The 16,903-nt window shown below is 57.8% G+C and carries 15 protein-coding genes; all 15 read right to left on the reverse strand.

Annotation, left to right across the window (positions count from 1 at the left end):
• Positions 1-35 precede the first annotated feature (35 nt).
• Positions 36-2,483 carry a hypothetical protein gene (locus tag ABMA59_RS05840; protein ID WP_349004361.1) on the reverse strand — a complete coding sequence of 816 codons (2,448 nt, stop codon included), beginning with the start codon at positions 2,481-2,483 and terminating at the stop codon, positions 36-38.
• Between the two features lie 28 nt (positions 2,484-2,511).
• Positions 2,512-3,027: a hypothetical protein gene (locus ABMA59_RS05845; RefSeq protein ID WP_349004362.1), complete on the reverse strand. Its 516-nt coding sequence runs from the start codon at positions 3,025-3,027 to the stop codon at positions 2,512-2,514.
• Between the two features lie 14 nt (positions 3,028-3,041).
• The gene (locus tag ABMA59_RS05850) at positions 3,042-5,774 is read right to left on the reverse strand and encodes a hypothetical protein (protein WP_349004363.1); all 2,733 of its coding nucleotides are present in this window, start codon (positions 5,772-5,774) and stop codon (positions 3,042-3,044) included.
• Positions 5,775-8,144, reverse strand: a complete 2,370-nt coding sequence (locus tag ABMA59_RS05855) for a hypothetical protein (RefSeq protein ID WP_349004364.1) — start codon at positions 8,142-8,144, stop codon at positions 5,775-5,777.
• A 50-nt stretch (positions 8,145-8,194) separates the two neighbouring features.
• A complete protein-coding gene (locus ABMA59_RS05860) occupies positions 8,195-8,884 on the reverse strand; it encodes a hypothetical protein (RefSeq protein ID WP_349004365.1) in 690 nt (229 codons plus the stop codon).
• A gap of 97 nt (positions 8,885-8,981) precedes the next feature.
• On the reverse strand, positions 8,982-10,193 hold the full coding sequence (locus ABMA59_RS05865) for a N4-gp56 family major capsid protein (protein WP_349004366.1): 1,212 nt from the start codon (positions 10,191-10,193) through the stop codon (positions 8,982-8,984).
• Positions 10,194-10,222: 29 nt separating this feature from the next.
• Positions 10,223-11,473, reverse strand: a complete 1,251-nt coding sequence (locus ABMA59_RS05870; protein WP_349004367.1) for a hypothetical protein — start codon at positions 11,471-11,473, stop codon at positions 10,223-10,225.
• Between the two features lie 2 nt (positions 11,474-11,475).
• On the reverse strand, positions 11,476-11,856 hold the full coding sequence (locus ABMA59_RS05875) for a hypothetical protein (RefSeq protein WP_349004368.1): 381 nt from the start codon (positions 11,854-11,856) through the stop codon (positions 11,476-11,478).
• An 80-nt stretch (positions 11,857-11,936) separates the two neighbouring features.
• Positions 11,937-14,174 (reverse strand): portal protein, encoded by a 2,238-nt coding sequence (locus ABMA59_RS05880; RefSeq protein ID WP_349004369.1) that lies wholly within the window; start codon positions 14,172-14,174, stop codon positions 11,937-11,939.
• A 186-nt stretch (positions 14,175-14,360) separates the two neighbouring features.
• Positions 14,361-14,657 (reverse strand): hypothetical protein, encoded by a 297-nt coding sequence (locus ABMA59_RS05885; protein ID WP_349004370.1) that lies wholly within the window; start codon positions 14,655-14,657, stop codon positions 14,361-14,363.
• Entirely contained in the window at positions 14,657-14,890 is a 234-nt protein-coding gene (locus ABMA59_RS05890) for a hypothetical protein (RefSeq protein ID WP_349004371.1), read from the reverse strand. Before ABMA59_RS05890 ends, ABMA59_RS05885 begins: the two co-directional genes overlap by 1 nt.
• A gap of 86 nt (positions 14,891-14,976) precedes the next feature.
• Complete coding sequence (locus ABMA59_RS05895) at positions 14,977-15,210, reverse strand: hypothetical protein (protein ID WP_349004372.1); 234 nt, start codon at positions 15,208-15,210, stop codon at positions 14,977-14,979.
• A complete protein-coding gene (locus ABMA59_RS05900) occupies positions 15,207-15,458 on the reverse strand; it encodes a thioredoxin family protein (RefSeq protein WP_349004373.1) in 252 nt (83 codons plus the stop codon). The genes ABMA59_RS05895 and ABMA59_RS05900 overlap by 4 nt, the downstream gene beginning before the upstream one ends.
• A complete protein-coding gene (locus ABMA59_RS05905) occupies positions 15,455-16,210 on the reverse strand; it encodes a glycoside hydrolase family 19 protein (RefSeq protein ID WP_349004374.1) in 756 nt (251 codons plus the stop codon). The genes ABMA59_RS05900 and ABMA59_RS05905 overlap by 4 nt, the downstream gene beginning before the upstream one ends.
• A gap of 6 nt (positions 16,211-16,216) precedes the next feature.
• Positions 16,217-16,894 (reverse strand): hypothetical protein, encoded by a 678-nt coding sequence (locus tag ABMA59_RS05910; RefSeq protein WP_349004375.1) that lies wholly within the window; start codon positions 16,892-16,894, stop codon positions 16,217-16,219.
• Positions 16,895-16,903 lie beyond the last annotated feature (9 nt).

The raw sequence follows: 16,903 nt of genomic DNA on the forward strand, positions 1-16,903 counted from the left end.
AAAATCGCAATTAAGCCAGAAGAAAATCGGGCTGATTATCTGTTCAAAGCCCGAACCAGATTGGCTGGCCAATCCTTCCGCGGAACGCCAGCTGCCTCGAGACGGCGTGCAACAGTGCGAGGATCGGCACCTGTCCGGACATCCTGATAGGCTTCCGTCACATAAGCCGAGGCTCGAGGATTGGGCTGCGATGCCTGACGTGGTTGTGTCGCTACCTGACGGATTGCCCGGTCAGCTCGGCTCTCGATCACGGTGCCTTGGCTACCACGATTGGCCGAACCGATATTGGTGATCGTTCCCTGCTCGGGAGCCTGACGTGTCGCCTGAGACAAAGCGGCCGATGCAGGAGACTGCCCTACCCCGGTGTTGGGGAAGTTCGCCGGATTGCCGTCGGCCGCATCGATTGCCGCCTGCAGCCGGCGCAAGCTCGTCTCATAAGTCAGTCGAGCCTTCTCCCGACCACCCGACTTTCCGCTGTTCAACGAGCGGGCATACTGCTCCTGGTTCGCCTGGACCTGGCTGATCAAGTTCTGGATCTTGTCGCCGGAAGCCCGCTGCGAACGGATGGTCTCCATCTTGGAGAGCACACCCGTCACCTTCGGCGAGTTGACGTCGAGCCGGCCGGTAGAGATGTCGAGGAACTGGCCGGCATAATCGTCCATGCGGCTGCGGGAAGCATTCCGATCACCGAGGAAATAGTTGGCGCCCCATGACGTTTCCTGGATCGAGCTCTTCAGGATCGCCGCGGCAATGTCCGGACGAACATGGTAGCGGTCCTTCAGGACGTTGATCTCGTCTTCGATCTGATCCAGGGGAAGGCCATCATCGTCACCGATCGCCGAATGCACTTCCTTGGCAAGATCCGCCGCCGGCTTCTTGGCATCAGGCGAGTTGATGAACGCATCCGTGATTGCCGCCGTCGGATCGAGGGCAGAGTCGATGTTGATCCGGTCCATCACGCTGGCTGCACGGTTCACCTGCAGGTTCGTGTTGTTTAGCAGATCGACGTCGGCCTGATCCCCCTGGCTCGAACCATAGGAAGCAATCAGCGACTGATTGGACCGTGTCTGGTTTGCCAGGATACCGGCAGCCGTCGAGTTATCCTGGGTTCCACCGCCTTGAGTGAGGTTGCCGAGGCTGCCCCGATCGCCACTTTCCCAAGCTGTGATAGCCTGAGCCAGAGCATTGTCCGGAACGCTCTTGAAGCCTTCCCACTCCTGACGCAGGCCGTCGATCTTGCCCTGCATGGTGCGGGGACCGGAGAGACGTTTCTGAACCAGGTGGGCAAACATGGCGTTCTGGGTATTCTCGTCGAACACCGTATCCGGCGACAGGCCCATTTCCTTTGCCGTTGCCTGTAGCGTCGAACCGACGATCTGGAACCGGCCCATCGGCGTAGCAAGGTATCCGAGCTGGTTCTTCTGGTGCCGGCCATAGGCGCCGTCCGCCGAGGCGAACTGACCCAGCTGGCCGATCGTCATTTTGGACACATCGACACCAGCCATGGGACCGCTCTTGGCCTGAGCATGTCCGAACAGCGTATCGTAGCGGCCGGCACCTTCCTTCGCATCGACCAGATTGATGAGCGAACCACCGCCCTGCCCCGACCGGCGAGCCAGTTCCCGATTGATCTCCCGGCTGGCCAGAGCATCTTCGAGGCCGACCTGGGGACCGAACAGTTCCTGGATCCCGCCAATGCCGGCGACAGCCAGCTGCTTGGTCTTGTAGTCCAGTTTCGGATCTTCGAGGATCGAGCTCGTAGCCAGTTCCGGAGTTCCGTACTGCTTGAGCCTCTCGTTGATGAGACCATCAACCTGTTTCGTCCGGTTGAACTCTTCGTTGCGAATTTGCTCTTTCTGGATGTTCTCGTTTAGGGTGATCCGGCTTCCGGCTGCTGCCGTATTGTTGTCGTCAATAGTTCCAATACCATCGATCGACACACCAGCGGCTGCCAGTTTGCCGGCACCAGCTCGCTGTAGCTGAGCTGCTCCGGTGTAATCGCCGGCCGCAATCCTGGCTCGGACGTCAGCCTGTAGCTGGACGGCAGCCGGACGGTTCACCTCATATCCACGAATACGGTTGTTGTCCCAGAGCTGCTGGCTGTTGGCCTGTGCCTGGTTCTCGTTGGCAAGTCCAATCCCCTGGTTCGACAGACGCTGACCCTCGGTCTGGACCTGACGGAAGTCTCCATCGAGCAGCTGTCCACGACGGTTGGCCACCAGGTTGCGGAAGCTCTCATCCCGCATGGCTCGAGGATCAATGGCGCCGGATGCGACATAGGCATCCAGATCACCGGCATTGCTGAAGCGCAGCAGATCCTGGGCCGAGACACCAACGGCGTTCTGCTGCTGCCGTGCCTCGATGTTCGACAGCGCCTTCGACAAGGTGTCGAGACCATCCTGCAAGGCAACGCCGGCATAGCGCCGGCTATCCGCACCCGGAAGGACCGGGACATCCACATTCCGCCAAGTCAGCTGAGCCATCTTATTATCCTCAAAATATTATCTAAGATTATCGACGCAGCTGGTGCTTGTCGATATAGGCTTGAGCTTCTTCATCCGACATACCGAGACCCACCTGCCGAGCTCGGGTACGATCCTCGAGCTGGGTGTTGTAGGACTGGATCTGGTTCGCCATGTTGGTGTTGTAGGCTTCCTTCTGGAACTTGAGCTGCTCCTTGGCGAGCTTGTTCTGCTCCCAGGCATTCCAGATGTTGGCCGCGGTGCCGATGCCGCCGATCGCCAGCTGGCCCCAATCCATCAGGCCCATATTGCCAAAGAAGCTCTTGCCTGCGCCTGGAGCATTGGGCGCCGGAGGATGATAGTTCGTGCTGTAGGGACCGACCACATCCATCAGACCACCACCTCCAGATACCGAACCAGTGGTAGAAGGTGCCGAAGCAGCGGCCTGCAATGCAACACCGGTCGGGTTCGAGGCGCCGAACGAAGGCATCGACCCGCCCATCAGGGACGGCGTGTTTGCGACGGGAACCGTACCGTAGCGGAGGAGATCATCCATATAGGCCATTATCTCACCTATTATTAAGTAAATGCGTTGGGGAGTTTTAAGCTCAAGTCCGAGAAGCTGTTGAGCAGGTCCTTGGACATCTCCGCAAGATCGCTTCCGGTCATCAAAGTCCGGGTGAGGAAAGTGTCGGAACTCTCGACCGTCATGCTCGGCCTGTTGGTGAACATGAAGGGATCGATCTGCCCACCACCATAACCGAATTCGTCGAAATATGCTTGCTGTATTTTCTTTGTTTCTGCCTCAGCCTTTTTAGCCAAATCCTGCATGTCTTCATAGATGCTGGCGGTCTCAAGGTTCTTGAAGCCGGCCACCGCATTGCCGATGGCATTGGTCAGAGACAGCAGATTGTCGATCCGCAGGAAGGAGCTCCAGTCGATGGCAAGCGAACCAGACTGGATACCGCCGGCGAAGTTGCCGATGAACATCATCGCCAGGGTGGTGAAGATCTGACCCAGGGGACCAAGAGCCTGAGCAACCTTCTCGAGCATCGTGGAGAGCACCAGGGCTGCCATTGAATTGACGATCGAGCCGACGATCGCCGCGGTCATTCCGGAAAAGCCGAGCGCCGAACCGACGCTCATATGAGTACCCAGTAAGCCAACACCCGCACCGCCGGTGAACATCACGCTGACGATCGCAATGACGATAACGATCAGGATCCGGAAGACCCCGGTCTCGTACCATTTCTGCTTGTGGATCTCGTAGCAGTTGAACACCACGAAGACGCAAGCCGTGGCCATCTGGGTGGTGTCGACCAGCGACATATGCCGCCAGGTGTCATAGTGCAGCGGCACTATGAAACCCGACTCGTCGACATCGGCAAGAGCCTGCTTTGCCGTGGTCCGAATGGCTTTGCCGCCATAGACGTAGTTCCGGTGAACCAATCCGACCACTTCCAGATAGGTGTAGCTGTCAGCCGTGCGCTGCCGGTAAATGCGGATCTTCTCGTAGACGTAGAAATCGTCGCTGTTCGGGTTCTGGATCCGGAACACCATGCGGGTGATCTCGTCGGACCCGACATACTGGAGCCAGCAATCATTGACCTTGGCGCCAGGTTTTCCCAGTCCCGTACCTTCGCCATCGGTGATGTAGGTCCAGGTCAGCCTGGTGTCATAACGGGAATTGATCTCGCCGGAACCAGTGATCCTGATACCGTTCGACGGCATGGTCTTGAACTGCGGCCGGGGCGGCTCCGGATCGACGTCAGGGGAGAATTCGTTCTGATCCTCGGAGGGCCGCTGCTGGCGTTCTTTCCAGGCCAGCCAGGCTTCAGCGATGTCCATCTGGGCTTCGACGTGATCGACATAGTCCTGGTAGGCTTCCGGTCCACCAATCTGGTTCACCTGCAGCTGTTCCAGGAACGTGTAGATGTAGCGCCGGCAGGCTTCCTCTACGACGTTGAGCGAGACGCCGAATTGGATATAGGCGTTGTCGATGTCTTCGAGATCGTCATTATCCTCGATTTGGTCGATCAGCTTGGTGAATTTCGAACCAGTGGCCTTCTTGTATGCTTTCTTGATCTGCTCATAGGCATCCGGATAGTGCGTCGGCGACAGGAAGAAATTGTGCAGCCGAACCGGCAGGAACGGGAAAAAATTACCGTAGTCGGCGCTCTCCTCGACCAGAGCATCGAGCGCAGCATTGCCGGAGCCGATCTTGTAGATCATCAGCTTCATCGGCGAATAGGCTTTGACGATGACGTCCTGTTTATCGACCTGATAGCTGCGGTCGTAGACGATCTCCTCGCCTTCGGTGGTCGTGGTCACCGTTGTCGTGGTGGTCCTGTCCACTCCTGGATCCGGGGTATCCTCGTCAATCACCACGTCTTCATCGACAACAACATCCGGCCCATATTCCTCGACCGTGGCTGCCTGGGTCTGGGTCATGATCTCCCGTTCGTAGATGAGCTCGTCATCTCCGCCGTAATAGAGATCCCGCTGCCAGACCCTGGTGAAGGTGTCGTAGCTGGTCGGATTGTATGAGGTGGTTGGACCGTCGGTGTCGTCGGAAACCTCATCCGGCCGAGCATCCGAATAGGATTTGACGACATGGGTATCGACCGTGATCGTGGTCGGCAGCGTCACCGGATGATTGGTGAGCGTCTCACTCATCAGTGTCCATCCTGTCGTGGATGGTAGAACACCGCCATCGATGTCAATCAGCGAACCAGGAACGACAGCACCCTCGACCGTGTCGGTCGTGACGATGATGTAATAGGCATAGACATATTCGGCGTTGTGATCGAAACCAACCGGCGTGAACACCTCGATCGAGGTATCTTCGAAGGTGATCGTGATCTCGTTAGCATCCTCGTCATAGTCGGCCGACCATTCGGTTTCGATGTCGGCGGGACGGTTTTCGAGGATCCACTGCTCGGCCCAATAGGCGTGATCAGCCTCATCGAGATCCACCCTCTGGGTCCATACAACCGTTCCCGGATCATGCGGAATGACAGGTGAGACGAGATCTGGATCCAGGCTGGCCAGTGTCGTGAGCGTGCCGGTAGGCATCCCCACTTCACCATAGTTTTCCGGCTTGTTCGCCCAACGATAAAAGGACCGGAACTTGATGGCCGGTCCACTGAGATAACCGTTGGTGATCGTCTCAGACATGCTGTCCTTGGTGCCGGAAAGCACGTTTCCGACCACCAGGCTCTTCAGATATTGAGGACGATCCTTTTCTTCCCCCGCCAGGTTATAGACGACGGAGGAGACGACAACAGTCTTGTCTGGGCTGAAGAAGCCCACTTATGACCCCAGGCCGAGATTGGTTCGGTAGATCCCCAGCATCTCATCGATCTCGAGGTTGGCAACCTGTGTGGGCGGCGGATACGCTTCATCGGTGGTCCGCTGCACAGTCCAGGCATCGAGCCACATCTTGACGGCCTTGCTCTCGCTGTCCCGGAGGTAGGACGTGATCTGCTGAGAGTAGAGATCCTTCTGCTTTCCAAGCACGCCGGTAACCGGGGTGGTGCCATCCATCCGGGTGTCCATGGTCTGGGCACGCTGCACCTCGGTCTGCTCGGTGAGCAGCGAAGCCTGCTTCGGCAGGATATTGGCGTTGGTGAACTCGATACCTTCGCCCTGCAGGAGCAGATTGGCGTTGGTGTTGTCGAGCCCGGTTTTCTGGGCCGGAAGGATGTTCGTGTTGGTGTAAGCCGTACCGATCGTGTCGGCCACAACCTTGTCCGTCTGAGCTACAGTTTGAGCCAGATTGGCCGGCAGCAGATTGTCGTTGGTGAATACCACACCCTTGGTCTGTTCGGTGGTCTGGGCAACTTCGGCGACAAGAGCGGCCTTCTGCTGTGGTAGGATGTCCGTGTTCGTATAGGTGACGCCTGTCGTCTGGGCAGTCTTGTACGACGTGTCGGCGAGGATCCCGTCCTTCTGAGCGGGCAAGATATTCGTCGTCGTGTAGGTCGTGCCGGCGGTTTCCGCCGTCCGGGCTGCGGTCGTGGCCAGGATGTCCGCCTTTTGCGAGGGCAGAATATCCGAGTTGGTGTAGGTGACGCCGGCAGTCTCGGCCGTGGTATGGGCCGTCTTGGCTGTGAGATCAGCTTTTTGTGCCGGCAAGAGATCCGTATTCGTGTACGTGATCCCCGCCGTCTCAGCGGTACGCTGAGCGGTCTGAGCCGTGATGTCAGCCTTTTGGGCCGGCAGGATATTGGCCGTGTTGTAGCTGGTGCCAGCCGTCTCGGCTTCCCTGTTCAGGGTCGTGGCTTCGATGTCGGCCAGCTGCGCCGGGAGGATATTGTCGTTGGTATATTCAACGCCAACCGTCTGGGCAGCCATGTTGTCGGTCTGCGCCTCGGTGTGCGCCTTCTGAGCCGGAAGCAGGTTGAGCGTGGTGTACTCGGTTCCTGCCGTTTCCGCGGTACGGTTCGCCGTGGTCGCAATGATGTCGGCTTTCTGCGCCGGCAAGATGTCGGAGTTGGTATACAGCACACCCGCCGTCTCGGCCGAACGATTGGCCGTCGTAGCGATGATATCCGCTTTCTGGTTCGGCAGAATATCGGTGTTCGTGTAGGTGATGCCCGTGGTCTGGGCCACCGTCTGCAACGTGCTCTTCTGGGTCGCCTCGAGCTGTGCGGGGAGCAGGTTGATGTTCGTGTAATCGATCCCTTCCGTTGTGGCGACACGGTTCTCGGTGGTGGCGAGAATGTCGGCCTTCTGGCTCGGGAGGATGTCGGTATTGGTGTACGTGATGCCAACCGTTTGAGCGACGGTCTGGAGCGTGCTCTTGGTGGTGGCGTCGAGCTGGGCCGGCAACAGGTTTGCGTTGGTGTAGTCGATACCCTCGGTCTGGGCTTCCGTCTGGGCGGTGTTCGCCAGGACGCTGTCCTTCTGAGCCGGGAGCATGTCGCTGTTGGTATAGGCGATGCCTACCGTCTGCTCGATCGTCTGAGCGGTGCCGGCTTCCAGCTGAGCCAGGTTGGCAGGCAGGATATTCAGGTTCGTGTAAGTGATCCCAGTCGTCTGGGCTACAGTCTGAAGCGTGTTCTTTTCCGTAGCATCCAGCTGTGCCGGCAGGAGATTTTCGTTCGTATATTTGACGCCGGCGGTCTGGGCCACCTGCCCATCGTAAGTTGCATCCTCGGTCGAGATCTTCATCTTGGTCAGGCCATAGCCTGCCTCGGCAGTCGCCGCCTCATACTGGGTCTTCACGACCAGGAAACGGGTCTCTTCGAGCTGAATGCGTGCGGTGATCTGCTGGATACGGGCCGTCTGAACCTGCTGCTGAACCAGGAGGGCCGCATAATAAGCCTGGTCCTTGGAGAGCACGAACTGCTGTGCGGCCGAGAGAGCGGCGCCGACAACGCCGACATAGGCATCCTTGTACTGGGCACCAGTCATCCGATTCTGTTCGTATTCTACCTTCAGGTGCTTCGACAGGCTGGTCATCAGCTTGTCGAAGACACCATTGCCATCCACCTGGCCGGTGGTCAGGTCATCCAGCTGGATCTTCGGGATCTCGCTGTAAAGGGGTCCATCGATCGGAGGCTGCTCGAACAGATCATCCGAGATGTCGATGGTCGGGAATGCGAAGCTCTTGCCAGCGATAAGGTTCGCCAACAGGGTGTTGGCGAGCGTATCGGCACCGGATGGGATGGCAGGCATTTTCTACTCCGTATTCCCGAAATCGAAGATAATCGACGAGCGATTATCTATTAATCCAGACCACCCTTGGCAGCCTGTGACGCCGCCAGTCGGGCGAGCTCGAGTTCGGTGAGCTGCGGCAGGACCTCGATCGCGAATTCCTTGACCAGCTTGCGCTCCTGTTTCGGACGGCCGTTGCTGTCCTTGTAGTTGCGGATCTGCTGGAATTCCCGTTCCTTGAGCTGCTCGTAGATGATGAACGGGACATGGAACCCGTTCTCGCTTGCCTCGCCGTAGGGGACGAACTTGCGTTGAGCGCCGATCACCCGATTGGAAACCGTGAAGATCTCTCCCGGCAGATCCTTCTTGTTCGGGTTGAGGTTGGTGATGCGGATGCGAACCAGGCGAAGCGCGTCCATCTGCATCTGCTTGCGAGCCAGGTTGGCGATCTGCCTCTCGGTCAGAGCAGGCTTGCTTGCTTCGACGGCCGGAACCGGAGCTTCCTCGACCTGGCTCTCGCCGGCGAGCTTGGCGTTGATCTTGGCCTTGAGAGCCTCGACACCGATGTTGTTCGAGAACTGGACGCCCATGAGCTTGGCCCGCTGCTTCAGCATGTCGAGCTCGGACGGCTGAGCCGGGGTATCATCCTCTTCCACTGGATCGACGACAGGGGTGGCCGGAGCGGTCGAAGCTGCCTGTTCCTGGGTGGCTGCGTTCAGCAGGCCGGCGAAGAGTTCATTGGACGAAGAGGGCGTTGTCATATCATTATCTTTCAAAATGAAGGTTTGCTTTTCAAGAAAATGGGGGACAGAGCCTGAACTCTGCCCCCCGCTGTAAGACCCGACGCAACAGGTCCTATTAGATCGGCGCCACCGTCTTGATCAGGCCGATGCGCTCCGGACGCTTGGTCAGGAAGCCGTACCACCAGGAGATCGAGCTGAAGCCCGTCTTGCCGTAGGGGTCGTTGCGATCCGCCGTCTGGAGACCCGGCATCTTGGTCATGACGTTGAACTTGACCGTCTTGCCGTCGGTCTGGAAACCGATGGTGGTCCAGCTGTCGTCGCCGAGCACGAGCATCGGGTAGATGTCGTACTTGTCGTTGCCGCCGACGGTCGTGGTGCGATAACCGTCATTGTCGACCACCGTGGCACCGGCGCCTGCCCAATGCAGCATTTCCGGCACCTGGATGATGCGGAAGTGATGGATCGTGCCGATCTCGCCGTTGAGGATGGTGCCGGCATCGCCGTAGTGCTGGACTGCGATGAACGCCTGGTTGTCGAACAGGTCCTTCATGCCCATCAGCAGCGGAACCAGCTCCGAACCGACGAACATGACACGAGCCGCCGGAAGCGTCTTGGTGTCGACCAGGCGGGAGCCCGTGATCACCTTGGTATGCTTCGGGGTGCGGTTGTCGGTCAGGATCTGGTCCAGACGCATCAGGTCGTTGTAGTCGACGATTGCCGCCGCACGGCCACCGAGGACTTCACCGGCAACCTGGCCGTTGTTCGTTGCACCACCTGCGAAGTGGATGACGCCGGCATTGGTCACCAGGTCGATCTGCAGAGCGGCTTCCGTCATCTGTACGGCGCCGGTCATGAGTTCGCGGCTCAGATGATCCATCAGACCATCGTCGCTGTCGAAGTCGATCGAGTCCTTGGTGAACTCGGTGAAGAAACCGAATTCCGAGATCGTGCCTTCCCGCTGGATACGGGTGAAGCCGACACGGTTGACGCGGCCACCATTCTCGGTGAGCGTCGGCAGTTTCGAGGTGATCGTGCCGATGTCCTTCGACGAACCGTAAAGGTTGCCGTTGGCGATCGTGGCGCCGGCCGCATCGATACCCATGTCGTTGATATTGCGATCGTCGAGCAGGGGGACGTACTCGTAGAGACGGATCGCCTTACCGAAATGCTTCGGCATCGACACCGTGTCGGCGAGCGGCATGAAATACTGCTCCTTGCGGGCAGTGATGATGGACTTCTTCAGCCAGAAGAAGGTCTGCATCTGGTTGGCGTTACCGCCACCGTCGATGTCGGACTTGCTGCCCGGAGGGGCGTTGTAATTCAACATTTCGAAATCTCCTGGCCGCCAGGATGTGCCTAGAAGCGGCCCTCAAACTGTTTCAAAAATTCGTCATCCGACATTGCGAGCGGATTGACGGTGATCGGCTTTCCGCGAACCGTTGCTCCCTTGGGGGGAGCCGCCGCATTGGCCTGAGCACCGTTCGCAGCTTGAGGCTTCGGCGTGGCTGCCCTTTTAGCGATCACTTGTGGCTGCGGCGCAATTGCCGGCTGTGTCTGGATCTGCTGATCAGGTGACTTCGGAAACAGCATGTTTCCGACGTGCCGATAGGCCGTGAGGAACGGCGTAGTCTGGGGGATGTAGCCGAGGGTCTTCAGGCGGTCGATTTCAGTCGTGATCTTGGCGTAGGTGCCGTCTTCACGCTGAGATTGGATGACGCCTAGAATTTCTGGCTCTTCGTAAAGATCATCCTTGCTCTTGTCGTCCCACGTCTGATTGATGTGGCGGAGCGTTTCCTGGCCGGCGTCTGAGGACCCGATGTCCTGTAGAGCCGAAGTGAACGCCACCTCCTTATCACTGACAGCGTGATTAACCGGCCGATAATTTACATTATCTCCGGTATTAAGATCAAGGGGGTCAATACCCGCATCCTTGATTAATTTCTTAATCGCATCGGGATTTTTGTTGTTAATCTCGATGAGATAGGACAGCTTGCCCTCGTCGAGCAGGTCATGCTTCTCGAGCATGCGCAGCGTCTTCATGTGGGGCTGCATGTCCTGGATCTTCTTGCCGTAGCCGACGCCCATCTGCATCAGCCGCAGCGCTTCCTCCGGAGTTTTGAGCTCGAAGGTTTTACCGTTCGCCTTGAACGGCTTCATCATCTGGTCGTGGAAAGCCTTGTAATCGATCGGCTTTGCTTCGGCCTGAGCCGGTTCCTGTGCCTGCGGCGAACCAGGGGAAGCAGCATTCTTGTCCGCACCGGCCGAAGCAACGGGAGCTGCAGCCTTGCCTGGTTCAGCGGCCTTGCCAGTGTCGGCCGGCAGATTTGCGGGAGTGGCTGCTGCCGGGGTCTCAGAACCAGGAGCAGCAACAGGCTCGGCGCCATCAGCGGCAGCAGCATCGGATCCCTCGACCTTGCTTTCTTCCGTTACTTCCTCGACCGCGGCAGGAGGATCCTGCTCAGCAGTGGCAACCGGGGTTTCTTCGCCAGCGGCCGGAGCCTCAGCTGCCGGCACTCCAGGCGCATTGAGCTTCAGGAAGTCGTCGTCGGACATTCCCAGAAAATCAGGGCTGGTCTCAGCACCAGCAGCTGTGGCTTCGGTCGTCATGATCAGACCTCGATCTCAGTGCCGGCGTAGGTGAAGGACTCAGCCTGAGCTGCGTCAGCAGCTTCTGCCCGGAGCTCATCGAGAAGCTCCTTCGCCTCCCCCAGCTCACCCTCGGCATTGTTGCCCATCATGATGATGGCATTGATCCAGCGCTTGAGATGGCCGGCGGCCTGGGCTGCCGCCAAAGCATCGGCACGGTCCTGAAGGCTGATACCCGGCTGGGTCGACAGGTGAGTGTAACGAGAGCACTCATCCTTCATGAAACCTTCGACGATCAGCTTCTTGAATTCGCGGTTGTTAGTCAGCTTGACCATCATGTCGCGCTGTTCGACGACGGCCTTAGCCTCCTCGATCTGGCGCTCCAGCTGTACGATTTCCGACATAATACGTCCTATTTCAAAATGGGTTTAGTTCGCGATTATATGTTTATGACCGGAGATAATCCCCGGTCAAGTGCTTTTAATTAAATCATCTGGGTTTGAGAGATAATAGGCGGCTGATTAACTGGTAATCCGCCATTCCTCGGATCGTTGCGGATCTTACTCAGCTCGTTGTAGCCGATCGCCGCCTCAATATCCGGCTTGCTCTCTTCCGCCTTGCGGGGCTTGGTGATCGCCTTGGTGATCTCCAGATCCTGGTTCCCGGTGGCCTGTGCCCGCTGCTTCTCGATCTCGCGGGCATGTTTGGTGCCGGTTTCCTGCTCGACCGTGTCGAGAGCGCTCTGCTCGGCGACGACCTGTTCCTTGAGGGCTTTCGCCTTGTTGAGGTCGATCTCCGACTGCAGCTTCTCGATCTCCTTTTTCTCCTTTTCGATCTGCAGCTGGATGAGCTGCTGCTGCATCGGATCAGGCTGAGGCTCGTAGTTTTCGAGCTCCTTGGCGAGCTCGGGCATACGCTTCAGCTTGGCGATCTTCACCAGGATGATCTTGGTGATCTTGAAGTCGATGCTGTTGCCCAGCGTCTGCAGCATGAAGCCCAGTTCCTGGGCCTTGGCGTTGTCGATCTCGGCCGTCGAGATGTCGACCTTCATGTCAAAATTGCCGGCCAAATCCTCACGCTTGACGGTGATGAACGTGTCGTTGGTGACACGAACCACCTCTTCCTCGGAGAGGAAGGCGCCATTCATGGCGATGATCTTCTTGCCGATCAGAACCAGGCCCGAAGCCAGCCGGCGAAGGATCGACATTTCACGCTTGGCGGCAGCATCCAGAATACCGCGGATACCGGCTGCAACATCACCATAGGCTTCGCCGGTCATGCCGCCAGAGAATGCCTTGACGCCGGTAAGAGCCTCGGCTTCCTGGTTCTGCATGGTCAGCATGGCCAGAGCCGATTGTGGGATCTCGGGATATTTGTGCTCGATGAAACCGCCAGCATTGGGGTTCATCTGCGGGTTGAATTCGTAATCCTGACCGGACTCGAAACGGCGCCTGTTGAGCGGATCGAGCATGCCCTTGGCAAAGCCCTGCTGGGCATTGGCTGAACGGCCAAGCAGATCGATCATGCCGCGGGAGACAGCACCCAGGATCTTCTGGTTGTCTTCCAAAAGCTCGGCATCCGGTTCGCCTGTGACCTGGCGCTTGACCGGCATATAAGAAGCGATCACGAACGGGATCTTGCCGTCCGGGAAGGGATTTTCCTCCATGCGGATCAGTGTGTTACCGATCCAGGTGGCAACGATCGGTACGAGTGTCCCGTCGCCGTTGATGTCGTAGAAGCCCCAATATTCATAGGCCACGACCTTCTTGCGCATAAGGTCTTTGAAATTGAAGTTGACATCGACCGACTGCGGCATGTGGTCGGGAACAGCAACCGTGGTGGCTGCTTCCCAGTCGATGAATTCCAGGTTCCTGTAGCGGCCGGGTTCCTTCTTGAGGTCGGCCTGCGACGTCTCGAAGGAGACGATGAAGAAGCCTGCCTTGTCGAGATCGTCACCGCATGTCGGATCCCACCAGCAGTTTTCGGGGTTCTCGACCCTGAGTGTCGGCCGGTTGTCGATAATCTTTTCGACCGGGATCTTCTGGGTTCCGTTTTGACGTGCAACGGTAGGCTGGCCAGTCTCCTCGAAATAATCCACGGCAGCCTGAAGCGCTGGATTTACATCCTCGTTATAGGCACGGGGATTGGCCTGCTTCAGCTGGACGGTCGCTTCGAGCTGCTGGATCTGCGCCTGGGTCTGTGGAGCCAGGTATTCCCAGACTGGAACTTCCTGCTCTTCCGTGGCCGTGGTCCGGCACCATCCGAGACGAACGATCGCCGATCCCTCGTCGACACAGGCCCGGACGTAATTGTCGATGAATGTGACCCGGTTGATCTTGGTACGGAACTGCCAGTTGAGGACGATCTCATTCTGCTCGGCAGCCTTACCGTCTTCGAAGGTGACCGGGGTGACGTCGAACAGCTTCTCCGAGGAATTGAACGGTTCGGTCAGAGCGGGATAGCGCCATTCAGCCTGGCGCCGGATCAGTTTGGGCTGGACACTGGAACGCCCCTTGACCTTCGCCGGCTTCTGCGAACCAGAGACGGAATGCAGCTCGGCCCAGCGGCGGACCTTCATGACAAAAGTATCATGAGCAGGACGGGCTGCTTCCATGTCGCCGGCGAGAACCCTGACATCCGGCTCGTTTTTCCAGTCTGTCAGCTTCGGAGCCATTGCCGGGTTGATCGGACGCTCGGCCAGTGTCTGTTCGTCGGTCGCCATCTCAAATGCCCATTAAAATATTATTAAAGAAAATATTATCGGATTTTCCGGCAGGCTCTCAGCTTGTCCCGGTCGTCGAGTGTTGCGGAAAGGACAGTGCCCAAGGCCGATCCAGAAGGAAGGGACTTGAGCTCCTCAGCGGCCTTGGCCTGGACGTCTGGTGAAATGCTGGTCGGAGCGGGGCAATCAGAACTTGCCGTCACGCAACCGGTCAGCGACGTCATCAACACCAGTACGGCGAGCGTCGATTTTCGCATATTCAATATTCCTTTTTCGTTGAATATCCTCAACGTTTTTCTTGAAATTGTCACGCTCGATTTTCCGACCCAGAAGGAAAATGCCGATAATACCGGCTAGCGAGAGGACTGGCGTAGCGAAACGCCAGCCGAAAAGGCGATAGAGGACACCTGCGACAATGATCAGGGGGATCACCCAGATCCACACGGACCAGAAGCTGAACACCCAGAAGATCACGTCGAACATCAGGGTGTGCTCTTGCTGATTGCCATCCAGATCAGTCCGACGATGCCGGCCGTAATGATGCCGATCGCCGTCGTCAGGGACTGGGTCTTCACCGTCTCGACGCTATTGCGCCAGGCACGGATGTGAGCCATGTCCTTCTGGAATTCCAATGGGTTGTTCGGATCGACGCCCAGCTTGGTCAGGGTTTCGTCGACCGTCTCGGATACGATCCGGCGGATCTCTGCGTCGTTCATTTCCAATTCCACTTGCTGATTTTCCAATTAATCGAAGACAGTGATTGCAGAATTGGAAGGCACCACTGGAGTTGATCGACCGCCGGTTAGCGGTCGTTTTTCATCTTGTCGTCACGGATCGTGCGCAGGAACTCGAGCAGGATGCCGAAGAGGAAGAAATACAGGCCGAGATATTTGGCCGGGATGATGAAGGAGAAGATCTGCGGATCGACCTCGAGCAGGGCCGCCATGAGGATGCCAAGCAGCATCTGCAGGCGAGCCAGTGCAATGACCTCCGAGTCCTTGAACCAACGACGGATCCTATTCCAAACCTTCTTCACGACACGCTCCTGATGAGTTGCTGCAGCTGGTGGCGGTTGATGCCGCCGGCCCTGACTGCGAGGGGATTTTCGTTCTCGTCGACGATGATGAGGGTGGGCACCGAGCGGACACCGAATGCCTGTGCCTTCTCTGGTTCCTGCTCGATGTCGACCTTGACCACGTTGAGTTGATCAATCTCAGCGAGCAGCGGATCCATGGCCTGACAGGGCGAGCACCAGGACGCCCCGAACTTGTAGAGCGTCTTCATTTTGCACCTGCGAACCAGGAGAGGATGATCGCCCAGATCGAGGTCTTCGCCGGCGTCTCTGGCTTGGTGACCGGGACGTAATCGATAGGCGGCTTAGGCCGGACCACTTCGTCCGGATCAAAATCCATGACAGGAACGCCGGTTTCCGAACGCTTCGAAGCACGGAGCGCTTTCTCGAACTTGAGGAACAACTCGGCAATGGCATCCGCCTTGTCGGTGCCGTTGACGATACGACGGGCAGATACAGCTTCGGCCCGATCTTCCTTGTCGCTCTCGTCGACGCCGTCGAAGTAGGTGCTCAGTTTCTTGCCGGTGAACCAGCCATTGAGCATACCCTGGAACAGGATCTGCACCGACACTTTCGGGTCCAGGGCCTGGTCGGGATTGTTGACCAGATCAACACCCAGAGCGGTTCCAGCCCGAAGATAGTTGTCGAGGCCGGTGATCATGACGTCTCCGCGGCCACGGTATTTGTAGCCGTCACCGATCTTCTTGTTACCGAGGTTGCGGCCGATCGTTGTCCCTGGTTCGTATTTGTTGAAGTACGACCGGGATCCTCGCTCGGTGATAGGCTGCATCGTATAGGCGCCTTCCCAAGCCTGGGTGGCGAAGATGTAGGCCAGATATTCGTTGTTGACCTTCAGTCGGTCGGCTTCCTTGAGGACACGCTCCATGCCGCCAACCTGGGGGCCGGAGAGTTGTCCACCGAAGACGCTGGCTCGGACGTGATCATAAAAAACGGATTTTTGCATAATGGGTTAGCCTATTTTTACGACAGTAAGGAACGATGCTCCGGAAGGAGTTGCAGAGGATCCAGCGACGAACGTCACAGTCGTCGCCATCCAAGTGGTGTTGTCAGTGACCGCCGTTACTTGGACCAGGATCCAGTCGGTCGGCGTACCGCCGTCATTGATCAGCAACAGGGAGCCAACCTTGATGGTGGCTTTCCATTTGGCGCTGCGATCAACACCCAGCGTATCGGTGTAGTGGATATTGCAGATGGTAACGCTGGCCGAGACTGCATTGCCCAACCGGACAGTTGCACTCGCCGGTGTGCCAGTAGCGCTGGATGCACCGATCTGACAGGACAGAGGCGAGTAAAAACCGGTCAGCTGTGTGGCGAATGCTGTCGTCGCCAACAGGGTGGTGTTCGAATTGTAGACCGGTGTCGGAGCTGCCGGAGAGCCAGTGAACGTAGGGCTTTCCTTCGGCGCCTTGAGCAGCTGACCAGCTTCCAGAGCATCCGCACGAGAAGACAGTGTGGCGGTTGTGGTCAGTGGAGCCTTGAGCGCCATGTCGGCTTCAAGAGCATCGGTGCGGGCATCCAGCGCTGTAAGCGAGGCCGTCAATGCGTCTACATGGGCGGGTATGAACTCGCTGTAGTCGGCGTAGGTCGCAAGGAGACCAGCACGAAGAGCTACCAGATCGACGGCCATTTACGCCTC

Source organism: Mesorhizobium yinganensis (assembly GCF_040081985.1).
In the GTDB taxonomy this organism is placed as follows: domain Bacteria; phylum Pseudomonadota; class Alphaproteobacteria; order Rhizobiales; family Rhizobiaceae; genus Kumtagia; species Kumtagia yinganensis.

Excerpts from the sequence above, each read along its gene's own strand:
- ABMA59_RS05840 (WP_349004361.1), bottom strand. The coding sequence starts at position 2,483 with ATGGCTCAGCTGACTTGGCGGAATGTGGATGTCCCGGTCCTTCCGGGT.
- ABMA59_RS05845 (WP_349004362.1), bottom strand. The coding sequence starts at position 3,027 with ATGGCCTATATGGATGATCTCCTCCGCTACGGTACGGTTCCCGTCGCA.
- ABMA59_RS05855 (WP_349004364.1), bottom strand. The coding sequence starts at position 8,144 with ATGCCTGCCATCCCATCCGGTGCCGATACGCTCGCCAACACCCTGTTG.
- ABMA59_RS05860 (WP_349004365.1), bottom strand. The coding sequence starts at position 8,884 with ATGACAACGCCCTCTTCGTCCAATGAACTCTTCGCCGGCCTGCTGAAC.
- ABMA59_RS05865 (WP_349004366.1), bottom strand. The coding sequence starts at position 10,193 with ATGTTGAATTACAACGCCCCTCCGGGCAGCAAGTCCGACATCGACGGT.
- ABMA59_RS05870 (WP_349004367.1), bottom strand. The coding sequence starts at position 11,473 with ATGACGACCGAAGCCACAGCTGCTGGTGCTGAGACCAGCCCTGATTTT.
- ABMA59_RS05875 (WP_349004368.1), bottom strand. The coding sequence starts at position 11,856 with ATGTCGGAAATCGTACAGCTGGAGCGCCAGATCGAGGAGGCTAAGGCC.
- ABMA59_RS05880 (WP_349004369.1), bottom strand. The coding sequence starts at position 14,174 with ATGGCGACCGACGAACAGACACTGGCCGAGCGTCCGATCAACCCGGCA.
- ABMA59_RS05885 (WP_349004370.1), bottom strand. The coding sequence starts at position 14,657 with ATGTTCGACGTGATCTTCTGGGTGTTCAGCTTCTGGTCCGTGTGGATC.
- ABMA59_RS05890 (WP_349004371.1), bottom strand. The coding sequence starts at position 14,890 with ATGAACGACGCAGAGATCCGCCGGATCGTATCCGAGACGGTCGACGAA.
- ABMA59_RS05900 (WP_349004373.1), bottom strand. The coding sequence starts at position 15,458 with ATGAAGACGCTCTACAAGTTCGGGGCGTCCTGGTGCTCGCCCTGTCAG.
- ABMA59_RS05905 (WP_349004374.1), bottom strand. The coding sequence starts at position 16,210 with ATGCAAAAATCCGTTTTTTATGATCACGTCCGAGCCAGCGTCTTCGGT.
- ABMA59_RS05910 (WP_349004375.1), bottom strand. The coding sequence starts at position 16,894 with ATGGCCGTCGATCTGGTAGCTCTTCGTGCTGGTCTCCTTGCGACCTAC.